Consider the following 12,525-nt stretch of genomic DNA (forward strand, 5'->3'; position numbering starts at 1 on the left):
CGGTCAGAACCGTTCGAGGACGCCCTTGAGGAGGGCGGCGGAGGTCAGCTCCGCGGGGGCCGGGCCGGCGTGGAAGAAGCCGGCGTTCTCGGCGTCCAGCTTGCGCAGGAAGTCGAAGGCCTTCGCGTCGTGGTCGCCGAACGCGACGAACTGCCAGTGGACGCCGGGGGCGGCGGCCGCGGCGTCGGCGATCGCCTGCCGGGCGGGACGGACGTTGTCGGGCGCGCCGTCGGTCTGGAACACGACCAGGGCCGGGCCCGTGCCGCCGTCCTTCCGGTAGCGCTCGACCACGGCCTCGACGGCGACGTGGTAGCTGGTGCGGCCCATCCGTCCCAGCTCGGCGTGGCGGGCCTCCACCCAGTTCGCGTCGTGCGCGTCGAGGGTCAGCTCGGCGGTGCCGTCCAGCTCGGTGGAGAAGAACACTGTGTGGACGGTGGCCTCCTCGTCCAGGTGCGCGGCCAGGGCGAGGGCGTGGTCCGCGAGGTACTGGGCGCTGCCGTCCTTGTAGAAGCCGCGCATGGAGCCGGACCGGTCCAGTACGAGGTACACCTTCGCGCGGGCCCCGGCCTTCCCCTTGGCCCGCAGCACCTGCCCGGCGGCCTTGTACGCCCCGGCGATCCCGGCGGCCCGCCGCCGTACCGCTGCCGCGGCGATGGCGGGCCCCTGCTCCGGCTGCTCGGGGTCCGGCTGCTCCGGCGCTCCGGCGGCGACCGGGTCCGCGGCGCCGGGCTCCGGCTCGGCGGCGGCGGCCGGCTGCGGCTGCGGTGCCTCGGCGGCGGGCTCGGCCTCGGGCTCCGGCTCGGCGGCGGGCGCCTCCTGGGCCTGCGGCGCGGCGTCCTGGGGCTCGGGCTCGGCGGCGGGCTGGGGCGCGGGCTCGGCGGCGACGGCGACCGGCTCGGCGACCGGCTCGGCCTCGGCGGGCTCGGCCTCGGCGGTGGCGGCCTCGGGCTCGGCGGCAGCCGGCTCGGCCTCGGCGGCCGGCTCGGTCTTGGCCTCGGCCTCAACGGCCTGGGGCTCCGCCTCGGCGGCGGGGGCGTCCTGCGCACCGGCCTCGGCTCCGGCGGGCTCGGCGTCCGCGGACGCGGCCGGTTCGGCAGGGGTGCCGGGGGTCGTGGGGGCCCCGGCGCCCTCCGGGGCCGCCGGAGGCACGGGGCGGCGGGCCTCCGGGACCGTGGGGTCCGCCGTCGGCGCCGGGGCGGCGGTGAGCAGCGTGCCCGGCTCGCGGTCGCGGGGCGCGGACTGCGGCGGGACGGTCGGGTTGTCGAAGGACGCCGCCACCAGTTCGGCCGCCACGTCCAGGGGGGTGCGTTCGGCCTGGCTCGGGACGGCCGCCGAAGGGGCGTCGGACGTCTCGGGGACCGGCTCCTCGGTCCGTCCGAATACCTTGCGCAACAAGCTCCGAATACCCATGGGCCAGGCCTTTCGCATGAGTGCGTGCGTCATTTGTCCGTGCTGCGCGGTTGATCCCTGCCCAGAGTGGACACGTAAGGTTATCGGCCGCCCGGCTGGAACTTCGGCAGGGGCGCCTTTCGTGGCGCCCGGCTGTCCACCCAACCGTGGCCCTTACCCGAACTTCCCCTCCGCCGTGCCGGGTTCATCCACCGTTCATCCCCGCGCCGCCGCATCGGCGCAACCCGCGCCTAGCGTCACCGCTGATTCGTACCGACACCGGAGGACACCCTCGTGCGCAAGCTCCTGCCGTTCATCGGCAACCCGCATGGCAGCGGCCGTTCCGCTCTCACCTGCCGCTACCGCTGCGGCGACGCATGCTTCCACGAGGTGCCCAACACCAGTGACAACGAGTACGCCGGCGACATCATGGCCCGGGCCTACTCCCGCCGCTCGATGCTGCGCTCCGCCGCGGTCGTCACGGTGGCCACCGCCGCCGGCACCGCCGTCACCCTCGGTGCGGGCGGCGGCCAGAGCGCCAGCGCCGCCCCCGTGCCCGGGGACGAGGCCAGGCGCGCGGGCGAGGCCGCCCGCGGCCTGCGCTTCAAGCCGGTCGCCCCGAACACCGACGACAAGGTCACCGTCCCGGAGGGCCACGAGCAGAACGTGGTGATCCGCTGGGGCGACCCGATCCTCAAGGGCGCCCCCGGCTTCAACCCGGACAAGCAGACGGCCGCCGCCCAGGCCGGCCAGTTCGGCTACAACAACGACTTCCTGAGCCTGCTCCCGCTCGGCGGCGGCTACGAGCGCCAGCAGCTGCTGGTGGCCAACCACGAGTACACCGACGAAAACCTCATGTTCAAGGGGTACGACCCGGCCAACCCGACCCGCGAGCAGGTCGAGATCGCCTGGGCCGCGCACGGCCTGTCCGTGGTCGTCGTCCAGGAGGACCACCGCAGCGGCAAGCTGACCGCCGTCTCCCGCCACCAGCTCAACCGTCGTCTGACCGCCACCAGCGAGTTCAGGATGGCCGGCCCGGCCGCGGGCAGCGCCCTGCTGAAGACCTCGGCCGACCCCACCGGCACCAAGGTGCTCGGCACCCTCAACAACTGCGCCGGCGGCACCACTCCGTGGGGCACCACCCTCCACGGCGAGGAGAACTTCAACCAGTACTTCGGCAACGCCGGGCAGGTCACCGACCCCACCCAGGCCGCCCGCCTGAAGCGCTACGGCGTGACCTCCGGTGCCACCGAGCGCAAGTGGGAGCGGTTCGACAAGCGCTTCGACGTCGCCCAGGAGCCCAACGAGTCCCACCGCCACGGCTGGGTCGTCGAACTGGACCCGTACGACGTGAACTCGGTGCCCCGCAAGCGCACCGCGCTCGGCCGCTTCAAGCACGAGGCCGCGCAGCCGCGCCTGACCGAGGACGGCCGTCCCGTCGTCTACATGGGCGACGACGAGCGCTTCGACTACTTCTACAAGTTCGTCTCGTCGAAGCGGATGAAGAAGGGCGACTCGCGCGCGGCGAAGGAGCACAACCTCACGCTCCTCGACGAGGGCACCCTGTACGTCGCCAAGCTGACCGGTGACTCCCCGGCCGCCCAGATCGACGGCTCCGGCAAGCTGCCCGCCGACGGCGAGTTCGACGGTTCCGGCGTGTGGATCAAGCTCGCGACCGGCAACGTTTCGCACGTCGAGGGCATGACCGCCGAGGAGGTGTACGTCTTCACGCGCCAGGCCGCCGACAAGGTGGGCGCCACGAAGATGGACCGCCCCGAGGACGTCGAGCCGTCCCCGCGCACCGGCCGCGTGTACGTCGCGCTGACCAACAACACCGACCGCGGCAAGCCCGGCAAGGCCGAGGGCGCGACCGAGGCCAACCCGCGCAACCTGAACAAGCACGGCCAGATCCTGGAGCTCGCCGAGAACTTCGACGACCCGGCCGGCGACGGGTTCGCCTGGCGGCTGTTCCTGGTCGCCGGTGACCCGAACGACCCGGCGACCTACTTCGCCGGCTTCCCGAAGGACAAGGTCAGCCCGATCTCCTGCCCGGACAACGTGGCTTTCGACCCGCACGGCAACCTGTGGATCTCCACCGACGGCAACCAGCTCGGCTCCCACGACGGCCTGTTCGGCGTCGCGACCGCGGGTGAGCGCCGAGGCGAGCTGAAGCAGTTCCTGACCGTCCCGCGCGGGGCCGAGACCTGCGGCCCGATCATCCAGGACAAGCGCGTCCTCGTCTCGGTGCAGCACCCGGGCGAAATCGACGGCGCGTCCGTGGAGAAGCCGCAGTCGGTGTGGCCCGACGGGCCGGGCAAGCTCGTCCGCCCGGCGGTGGTGTCCGTGTGGCGCAAGGACGGGAAGAACATCGGCGTCTGACCGCCCCGGTGCGGAGGCTGACCGGCCGGCCGTCGTCCCCCGGCCGGTCAGCCCGCCTCCGGCAGCCGTCCCACCGGCAGCCGGAGCGTCGTCAGCGCACCCCCGTCCGGGGCGTTGGCGAAGCTCAGCCCGATCTCCAGTACCGCCGCATGGCCCGCCGCGATCGTCAGGCCCAGTCCGTGGCCGCGGCCGCGGCCCGGGTCCCCGGTGCGGAACCGCTTGGGACCCCGCTCGATCAGCTCGGCGGGATAGCCGGAGCCGTGGTCGCGGATCACCACCACCGGGCCGTCGACGGTGACCTCCACCGGCGGCCGCCCGTGCTTGTGGGCGTTGGCCAGCAGGTTGGCCAGGATCCGGTCGAAGCGCCGCCGGTCGGTGAAGACCACCGCGTCCCGCAGGATCCGTACCTCGGCGGGCAGCCCGGTCCCGGCGACGGCCCGTTCCACGGACCGGCCCAGCTCCATCCGGGCCAGGTCGGCGCGCTCCACCCCGGAGTCCAGGCGGGAGATCTCCAACAGGTCCTCGGTGAGCAGGTGCAGGGCCTTGAGCCGGTCGTTGATCATCTCTTTCGGCCGGCCCTCCGGCAGCAGCGAGGCGGCGGCCAGCGAACCGGTCAGCGGGGTGCGCAGCTCGTGCGCCACATCGGCGGTGAACCGCTTCTCGGCATCCAGCCGCTCCTGGAGCGAGGCGGCCATCGAGTCCAGGGCCAGCGCGACGTCCCGTACCTCGTCGCGGTAGCGGCGGCGGCCGGAGCCGGTGTCCACGGCGAGACCCACCCGGGCGTCCAGGTCCCCGGAGCTGATCCGGCGGGCGACGGCGGCGACCGTCACGAGCCGGCGGCTGATCCGGTCGGCGAGGAACACGCCCGCCAGGGCCACCGCCCCGGCCGCGAGCGCCGAGGAGGCGAGGATCGCGGTGTCGATGTCGCGCAGCCGGTCGCGGGTGGCGCCGTACGGGATCCACACCGCCAGCGCCTTCCGGTCGGCGGGGGCGGCGGCCCACATGACGGGCTCGCCGTCGTGGGTGCCGACCATGCTGCCGGTCCGTCCGCGTGCGACGAGCTCGCGCAGCGGGCTGGGCAGGCCGGGCGGGTCCAGGGCGACGTTCACGTCCCCGTGCGAGGTGCCGTACTCGTAGTGGCCGAGGGCGTGGTCGAGGTCCCGTTCGACGTCCTTGCGGACCTCGCCGACCACCTGCCGCGAGACCACGTTGTGCACCAGGATCCCCAGGGCGGCGGCCACCGCGCAGCACACCAGGGTGATGGTGAGGGCGATCTTCCAGCGCAGGCTGCTCAGCGGGCGCATCGGATCCGTCCCTCGCCCAGCGGGACGTCCGAGATGGCCGGGCAGTCGTCGAGGGTGAGCTGGGACAGGCTCATACTGCGGGCCTGGGGGTCCCACACGTAGTCGGAGACGGAGATGTAGGCGGGGTTCGAGGTCGGCTCGCGGACCGCGAGATGCTCGGCGGCGACCTCCACCCCTTCGAGCACCGCGCGCCGGGACAGGATCCGGGTGATCCGGCCGTCGCCCCGGACGGTGTAGACGCGCAGTTCGCTGACCCGGCCGTCCACGTCGAGGGCGGTGATCAGCTCCTCCTTGCCGTCTCCGGTGAGGTCGTGGAGGACTCCGGGGCGGACGGGGCAGTACGGACCGCCGTCCACAGCCTGTGTGCAGAGGGCGAGCCGCTGGACGGCGCGGGGATCGACGAGCCGGCCCGTGCCGGCGTCGGCGGCGGCGGCCGAGGTGATGTCGGCCCGTACGACGGCCAGCGCGTCCACCCCGCGCATGCCCGGCCCCTTCGGCTCGGGGAGCCCGGGCACCACGGCGGCCGCGCCGGGCTGCTGTCCGGGGCCCGGCGGGTCGGGGCGGTAGGCCTTCCACAGGCTCTGCGGGGCGTGGGCGGTGCCGAGGTCGCCGGCGCTGCGCAGCCCTTCCGCGTCGGCGCAGCCGGCCGTGGCCGCCAGGAGGGCGGCGAGGGCGGCCAGGCGGTGGGGGCTGCGCATGTACCCGATGCTGCCCCGCCACCGGCCTCCCGGCCCGGTCACTGCTCCATCCGGGCGGCCCTTCCGTGCGGCGGCCCGGCGCGTCAGGCGCCTCAGGCAGGGCGGTGGGAGATGGCGCGGGCCGCCGCCAGTTCCTGCCGTACGGGGGCCAGGACTCCGGTCTCGTCGTCCTCCGGGGGCGTGTCCACGCGGACCGGGACGGGGCTGCTGCGGACGTCCCCGGCCAGTTCGCGGAGCTGCCGCGCGATCCGGTCGACCTCGTCCGCCGAGGGCGGGGCGGCGCCGTGGTTGACGCGGACCCGCGCGGCGGTGGTGGCGTCCACGATGCGTTCCAGGGCCACCACCAGCGGCCACCAGGCCGCGGCCCGGGCCCCGGTGGGCGGGGGCTCGGTCAGGGCCCGCTGGAACTCGCTGCGGACCCCGGAGAGGTCGCGGTAGATGCGGCGCCGGGCCTGGAGGCGGGACTGCCGGGCGGCCCGCAGCGCGGCCTCGTCCGCGACGGGGGCGAAGGCGTGCTCCACGTACCGGGCGGCGTCGTCGACGGCGTCGGCGAGCCGGTCCCCGATCCGGGTGTGCCAGCTCTCGGGCCACAGCAGGTAGCCGGCGACCAGGGCGATGGCGCAGCCGATCAGGCTGTCGAGGAGCCGGGGCAGGATGAGGTCGAAGCCCTCGTGGTTGAGCTGGTCCGACAGCAGCAGGATCACCGGGGTGATGGCCGCGGTCTGGAAGGCGTACCCCTTGACGGAGAACACCGGGATCAGCGCCGCGAGCACCACCATCACCGGTACGTCCCACCAGCCGCGCGGCACCTCGGAGAGGACGGCGGCGGCGAGGACGAGCCCGGCGGCCGTGCCCAGGGCGCGCAGGACCGCCCGGGAGAAGACGGAGCCGAAGTCGGGCTTGAGGACGAAGGTGACGGTCAGGGCCACCCAGTAGGAGCGTTCCACCTCGATCAGGGAGACGAGGGACTGGGCGAGGCCGATGCACAGGGCCAGGCGCAGCCCGTACCGCCAGGAGGCCTCGGACAGCATCATGTCGCGCACCCCGCGACGGGCCCGCACGCGCAGGGAGGCCGGCCGGCCGAGGCGGTCGTCGACGTTGTACGGGTCCGGCTCGGCGAGGTGCACGATGACCGCCGCGTGCCGCAGCGCGGAGTCGATGGCCCGCTCGGACGGGGTGTGCGGGGCGGGCAGGTCCAGGACGGGGGTGCCGGTGCGGCCCTCCTCGACGGCCGCGGCCAGTTCCCGTACGGCCGCCGGGATCCCGGGCGCCGGCGGGCGGCCCCGCAGGTGTACGGCGGGCGCGGCCTCCACGAGCGGGATCAGCACGTTCAGCTGGGCCAGCATCCGCACCAGGGAGGGGCTGCGCCCGTGCACCCGGGCGCGGCGGCCCAGGACGAGGTCGTAGGCGTGGTCGAGGGCCTGCGTGACCTGTCGGCGGCGTTCGTCGTACGCGGCCTGGGGTCCGCCGCAGGCTTCGAGTGCGTCGGCCAGCGCCCGGTAGGCGGCCGCGACGGCGGACCGTTCGGGCCGGCGGCCGCGTACGGGCCAGCCCAGCAGGGTCAGGGCGAGCACGAACAGGCCGCCGGTGGTGAGCAGCAGCGGCGCGGTCCACCAGGGCTGGGGCATCGGCAGACCGGCCCCGACGACGGCGTTGAGCAGGAGCAGCAGCCCGGACACGGAGGCGACCGTGCCGATCGAGGAGATCATCCCGGAGAGGAGGGCGATCAGGGTGAGGACGGCGACGGCCAGCCAGCCGCGCCCGTAGACGAGGGTGCCGAGGGCGACCCCGACGGCGCCGAGTGCCTGCGGGACGGCGATGTTCAGGACCCGCATCCGGTAGGCGTCGGCGGTGTCACCGATCACCCCGGCGAGGGCGCCCATGGACACGAGGGCCCCGTACTCGGGCTCGTCGAGGGCGAAGCCGACGGCGAGCGGGGCGGCCATCGCGATCCCGGCGCGGGCGGCCGCGGCCCAGGGGATGCGGCCGCTGCTGGGCCGCAGTCCCGCGAGCAACCAGGCGGGGGGAGCCAGGGGGCGGGGGCGTGGCCGGCCGGGCGGTATGTGCTCGGTGCGTCGTTGGGTGGTCATTCCGCTTCCGTGTCGCCGCTCTTCCGTGTCACCGCTCGCGAATCGGTCGTTCTGGGGAGTTCTGCGGAGGATGGGTACCTTCCGAGCTTATGGGGTGCGGCGTAGCCGGCCCATCAGCCATGCGGTCAGCGCGGTGGCCAGTCCGAGGGCGAGGACCACCCAGGCGGTGGTCCGCAGGAAGGCGGTGAGCGCGTCGTACACGGCCGCGGCGGCGGGCCGGTCGATGTCGGCGGGCAGGTCGTCGAGGGTGATGCGGCGGCAGACGCCCACAGCCGCCCACAGCAGCAGGGCTCCGGCCGCGAGCCCGGCGCCGGTGGCGAGGAGGGCCCGCCGGCGCCGGACGGCGACGGCCACGGCCGCCACGGCGAGCAGCACCGTGAGCACGGGAAGCCATACTCCGGCGATCTGGAGGGCGTGGAACCCCTCCCGGAGTGCGCCGAGGTTGTCGTACTCCATGACCTTCACGGAGAGGTGGGTCTCCGGGATGCGGTCGGCGAAGGGCACGTCGTCCGCCACCAGTTCCTCCTTGACCTGCGCGATCACGGGTGCGAGGTCGACGGTGACGGCGTCACCGCGGCCGGTCTCCAGGGCGTCGAGGAAGGCGGTGTGCGCCGCCCGGTTCGCGGCCTCCCAGGCCGTCCGGTAGGCGGGGGTACCGGTGAAGGAGTGCAGGGCCTCGCCGATCAGGGCGTCGACGGCGCCCTGGAAGGGGCCCGCGTCGATCTGCCCGGAGAGGGCCCGGGTGGCCTGGGCGGCGACCACCTCCTGGACGGCCGGGTCCTTGGCGAGCGGGGCCATGGCCGCGGTGTAGTGGTCGGCGTCACCCAGCCGGCGGTCGCCCCAGTACGCGACCGCGCTCGCGGGCACGAGCAGGGCCACGAGCACGATGAGGGCCGCCGACAGGTAGGTGCGCACGTCACCAGGGAAAGCGGACGCGGCGTGCGGCGCTACCCCCGCTGCTGCGTCCGGGGGCCCGGATTCCCTCCCGGGACCGGGCGGGAACCGCCCGGACGGGTGATCCACTTGCCGGTCCCGGGTGCCGGGTGTGCCCTTGAGGGTGGAAGAGAGGAGCCCCGCCATGGCACATGCGGCACCCACCGCCCACCGGCGGCACCGCCCGATGACGTCGGCGGACGCGCGGCGGCACACCGACCGCGGCGCCCTGATCCGCGCGCTGCTCATGGGCCTCGTCTACGGGGTCTGGGCGGCCTTCATCCAGCGTCAGACGGGTCCGGTCGACGCGGGCAACGTGTTCTACGGGATCCTGTGCGGCGCGGTCTTCGCCGCCTGCATGTTCGCGCTCGCGCGGGTCGGCCCCAGGCTGGGGCGGGAGGTGCACGCCACCGCGTACGGGGTGTTCGGCGGCATCGCCGTCGGCTACCTCCACAGCCTGACCCACGCGTCCGTGCTCCGTTCCACCGTGATCGGCCTGTTCGTGGCGCTGGGCGTCGGGCTCACGGCGTTCTACCGGTACTACACGCGCGAGGACTGAACTGGGCCCGGCGCCGGTTCCCGCACCCGCTGGGAGGGCGCGGGAACCGGCGCCGTCATGTGTCGTTACGCCGCCGAACCGGCGGTGTCCTGCCGGGGTTCGCTCCCCGCGCCGGCTGCCGCCGCGGCGCCGGTCTTCGGCGCGCCGGCGGTCGCGGGCTGCGGGACGCTCCGGTCGGCGTGGCGGTCGGCGGCGTGGGGGTCGCCGGCCGGGCGGTCCGGGGCGGCGGCCTCCTGCCGGGCCGGCGGCGAGAAGCGGGCGACCTCGGCGCGGAGCATGGCGTTCAGGGCGGCGTACGGGTCGATGGGCATGACGGAACCTCACGGTGGCTCGGGGGTGTGGGGGGTCGTTCACGCTGCTCGGCCCGCTCAGCAGCGCAGGACCATGCTCCGTACCGTCCGCCGGGGCAGGGCGGGCGCGGCCGTCCCGTACGAGGCCGCACGGGCGGCCTGACCCGCGTGTTTCACGTGAAACATCCGCTGCGGCCACCGCCGTACGGCCGGGGCCGCGCGCACGGCCGTCCGCAGCGCGGCCCGGCCGACGGCGTCCCCTGCCGGATCCGACTGTCCCTCGGTGGGGTCGGCCGGTGCCGAGGAGGCGGGGCGGGACTCCCCGCCGGCCGTGGCCGTCGTCACCGGACCGGCGCCGAACAGACACAGCAGAGCCACGCAGGCCACTGTCAGGGCCCGCGCCAGTGGCGTCCGCGCGTACCGCGCACCGTTCATGGGGCCTGCATCCCCCGACACGCCGTACGGCTCTCCGTTGATCCGCGAGAAGCCGCCGACCGGGGGACGAAGACACCCCCCAACGGCCGACTCAGCCGGTGCGCCGGGGACCCGTCAGCCGGGCCAGGACGGAGGTCTCGCCGCTGACCAGCCGCAGCCGGGCGATACCGGTGTCCCCGGCCGGCGCCGCGACCGGGTGCGGGGAGACCCGCTCGACGGTGAACACCGCCGTACGGTGGTCCGCGCGCGGGATCTCGATCACGCGGCCGCGCCGCAGTCCGGCGAGGGGGATCCCGTGGCCGGTGACCACGGCGGTGCCGGCGGATCCGGGAGCCGGGCCGTCGGTGTCCCAGCCGGCCCTGCCCTCACCGTCCTGCGGGCCCGTGGCCAGCGGGAGGTCCACCCCCAGAGCGGGGATGCGCAGCCGCAGCGGCCGTGAGGCCCGCATCGGCGGGGCGGACACCGTCCGGCGTTCCGCTCCGGGAGCCCGCGCACCGGCGTGCTCCAGCCCGCGTACGAGGCGGCGGTGCCCGGACAGGCCCAGTGCCCGGGAGGGCAGCGCGTCGGTGACGCTCGCGGTGGCGGGCTCCGCGCCCGCGCTGCCGCGCAACAGGCCGATCCCGGTGCAGAGCAGAGTGACCGTCAGGGCGGCGGCGGTCCACCGGGCGCGGGACATGGCATTCCTCCTGTCCGGCTCGGGCGGCCGGTCCTGGGAGCAGTGGACCGCTCCCCGTCCGCCCGCACATCGCCGCCCGCTCCGCAAATGACGGCGCGTCACGTGCCCTTCGCCGCCCGGCCCTCCCGTCCTCGCAGCTGGCGGAGGGTGTGCCGGCCGTGCACGCCCGACTGGGCGGCTACGCCCGAAGGGGTGAGGGGTGAAGGCGGTTACAGCGCGCGGGCGGGCCAGTCCAGCAGCCGGGCTCCGATGACGGCCGTCTGGAGGGTGTAGCGCTGCACGGGGTCCCCCGGGTCGGTGCCCGTCAGCCGGTGGATCCGCTCCAGCCGGTAGGTCAGCGCCCGCACGCTCAGGTTGAGCCGCCGGGCCGCCTCCGCCGCCACGCACCCGGAGTCGAAGTACGCGGTCAGGGTGTCCAGCAGGGGCGCCGCCCCGCCCCGCCCGGCCCGCAGCGGCCCGAGCGCGGTCAGCACCAGTTCGGCCATCGCCGCCCGGTCGCGGGTGAGCACCGGGAAGACCAGCAGGTCGGCGGCGCGCAGCAGCGGGCCGCCGAGGCCGAGCCGGTCCGCGACGCCGAGCGCGTCCAGGGCCTCCGCGTACGAGACCGCGGCCCCGCCCGGGCCCGGATGCGGGCGCCCGACCGCGACGAGCGCCCGGCCTGCGGACTCGGTGTGCAGGAGCTGCGCGAAGTGGGCCAGTACCCCGTCCTGGTCGCCCGGCGCCACGCAGACCAGCCGGCCGTCCTTGGTGGCGAGCAGGAAGGCGCGGTCCCCGGAGCGCCGGGCGAGGGCCGACTCCAGCCGGTGCTGTTCCGGGCCCCCGTCCTCGTACGGCCCGGGGCCGCGTGCGACGGCCACCGCGTGCGTCGGCGCCGGGCGCAGTCCGAAGCGGGCGGCGCGTTCACCGAGGCGGACGGGGTCGCCGCCGGCGAGCAGCAGGTCGTCGACGAACTCCCGGCGGGCCGCCGTTTCCCGGTGCGCGGCCGGCCCGTGGGCCCGTTCGTACCCTTCGGCGAAGGCGTCCACGGCTTGTTCGACCGCCGCCAGCAGGTGGTCGGGGGCGGGGCGTCCGGCGAGGGCGGTGCGGGTTGCGGCGAGGTGGGCGCCGATGAGGTGCCGCAGGCCGTGACCGGCCCCGGCGGCCTGCTCGCCGAGTGCCCGGCGGGCGTCGAGTTCCGCGCGGTCCGGGCCCCGGCCGGTGGCCGAGACGCCCGCGAGCATGCGTACGTACCCGTCCAGATACTCCTCGGGTATGTCCCGCCCTGACCCCACACCAGCTCCCCGGCTCGTCCGACCCCCATTCTCACCCGGATCAAGATCAACTACTGGCCGGGGAGGAGGCGGGGGTGCTCAGACCACCACCAGCGCCACCGTCGCCGCCCCCATGAGGGCGGCGGCGAGGTGCATCGCGGAGTGGCCGTAGTCCCCGAACCAGAGCTGGCGGGCCAGTCCGCCGAGGGCGGCCAGGGCGCCGATCACGCCGATCTGGGCGAGGAGGGTGGCGGCGGTGAAGGGTGCCAGGATCAGCAGTACCGAGTTCAGCCAGAACGGCGCGGCGCCGGTCCAGCCCCGCCATTCCCGGATCGCGGACTGCATCGCCGGCTCCCACCTCCACACCCGTCGCACGCGCAACAGGCGTGTCTCGCTCAACTCATCGGCTGTACAGCCTCCTTGGGTGCGGCTGCCGGGGCAAGTGCGCGTTCGGCTAGAAACCCGAGGGACCAGGCCGAAAGTCGTCCACCGCGTCACCGGGACGGCGAGCGGCGCGAGACG

Annotated in this window: 12 protein-coding genes; 2 read left to right on the forward strand and 10 right to left on the reverse strand. The window is 75.1% G+C overall.

The genetic code is table 11. The annotated features are described in order from the left end of the window. Positions 1–3: 3 nt before the first annotated feature. Positions 4–1,392 carry a VWA domain-containing protein gene (locus ACFY7H_RS04750; RefSeq protein WP_388933060.1) on the reverse strand — a complete coding sequence of 463 codons (1,389 nt, stop codon included), beginning with the start codon at positions 1,390–1,392 and terminating at the stop codon, positions 4–6. A gap of 291 nt (positions 1,393–1,683) precedes the next feature. Here ACFY7H_RS04750 and ACFY7H_RS04755 point away from each other — a divergent pair, with 291 nt between their 5' ends. Continuing rightward, entirely contained in the window at positions 1,684–3,768 is a 2,085-nt protein-coding gene (locus ACFY7H_RS04755; RefSeq protein ID WP_388933063.1) for a PhoX family protein, read from the forward strand. 47 nt (positions 3,769–3,815) lie between these two features. Here the strand turns inward: ACFY7H_RS04755 and ACFY7H_RS04760 are convergent, their stop codons facing one another. From ACFY7H_RS04760 to ACFY7H_RS04775, 4 genes are all read right to left on the reverse strand, one after another. After that, on the reverse strand, positions 3,816–5,072 hold the full coding sequence (locus ACFY7H_RS04760; protein ID WP_388933065.1) for a sensor histidine kinase: 1,257 nt from the start codon (positions 5,070–5,072) through the stop codon (positions 3,816–3,818). Continuing rightward, positions 5,060–5,770 (reverse strand): hypothetical protein, encoded by a 711-nt coding sequence (locus ACFY7H_RS04765; protein WP_388933068.1) that lies wholly within the window; start codon positions 5,768–5,770, stop codon positions 5,060–5,062. Before ACFY7H_RS04765 ends, ACFY7H_RS04760 begins: the two co-directional genes overlap by 13 nt. A 92-nt stretch (positions 5,771–5,862) precedes the next feature. Continuing rightward, positions 5,863–7,860, reverse strand: a complete 1,998-nt coding sequence (locus tag ACFY7H_RS04770; RefSeq protein ID WP_388933071.1) for an FUSC family protein — start codon at positions 7,858–7,860, stop codon at positions 5,863–5,865. A gap of 87 nt (positions 7,861–7,947) precedes the next feature. Next, positions 7,948–8,775 carry a hypothetical protein gene (locus tag ACFY7H_RS04775; protein ID WP_388933074.1) on the reverse strand — a complete coding sequence of 276 codons (828 nt, stop codon included), beginning with the start codon at positions 8,773–8,775 and terminating at the stop codon, positions 7,948–7,950. 163 nt (positions 8,776–8,938) lie between these two features. Here ACFY7H_RS04775 and ACFY7H_RS04780 point away from each other — a divergent pair, with 163 nt between their 5' ends. Then, positions 8,939–9,352 carry a hypothetical protein gene (locus tag ACFY7H_RS04780; RefSeq protein WP_388933077.1) on the forward strand — a complete coding sequence of 138 codons (414 nt, stop codon included), beginning with the start codon at positions 8,939–8,941 and terminating at the stop codon, positions 9,350–9,352. Positions 9,353–9,417: 65 nt separating this feature from the next. Here ACFY7H_RS04780 and ACFY7H_RS04785 read toward each other — a convergent pair whose 3' ends face one another. From ACFY7H_RS04785 to ACFY7H_RS04805, 5 genes are all read right to left on the reverse strand, one after another. Then, positions 9,418–9,663, reverse strand: a complete 246-nt coding sequence (locus ACFY7H_RS04785; RefSeq protein WP_388933079.1) for a hypothetical protein — start codon at positions 9,661–9,663, stop codon at positions 9,418–9,420. Between the two features lie 57 nt (positions 9,664–9,720). Then, positions 9,721–10,020: a hypothetical protein gene (locus ACFY7H_RS04790; RefSeq protein WP_388933081.1), complete on the reverse strand. Its 300-nt coding sequence runs from the start codon at positions 10,018–10,020 to the stop codon at positions 9,721–9,723. A gap of 148 nt (positions 10,021–10,168) precedes the next feature. Then, a complete protein-coding gene (locus tag ACFY7H_RS04795; RefSeq protein ID WP_388933083.1) occupies positions 10,169–10,753 on the reverse strand; it encodes a hypothetical protein in 585 nt (194 codons plus the stop codon). A gap of 209 nt (positions 10,754–10,962) precedes the next feature. Next, positions 10,963–11,973 (reverse strand): PucR family transcriptional regulator, encoded by a 1,011-nt coding sequence (locus ACFY7H_RS04800; protein WP_388933717.1) that lies wholly within the window; start codon positions 11,971–11,973, stop codon positions 10,963–10,965. Between the two features lie 129 nt (positions 11,974–12,102). Next, entirely contained in the window at positions 12,103–12,348 is a 246-nt protein-coding gene (locus ACFY7H_RS04805; RefSeq protein WP_388933085.1) for a hypothetical protein, read from the reverse strand. Positions 12,349–12,525 lie beyond the last annotated feature (177 nt).

Source organism: Streptomyces sp. NPDC012794, assembly GCF_042901085.1.
GTDB lineage: Bacteria > Actinomycetota > Actinomycetes > Streptomycetales > Streptomycetaceae > Streptomyces.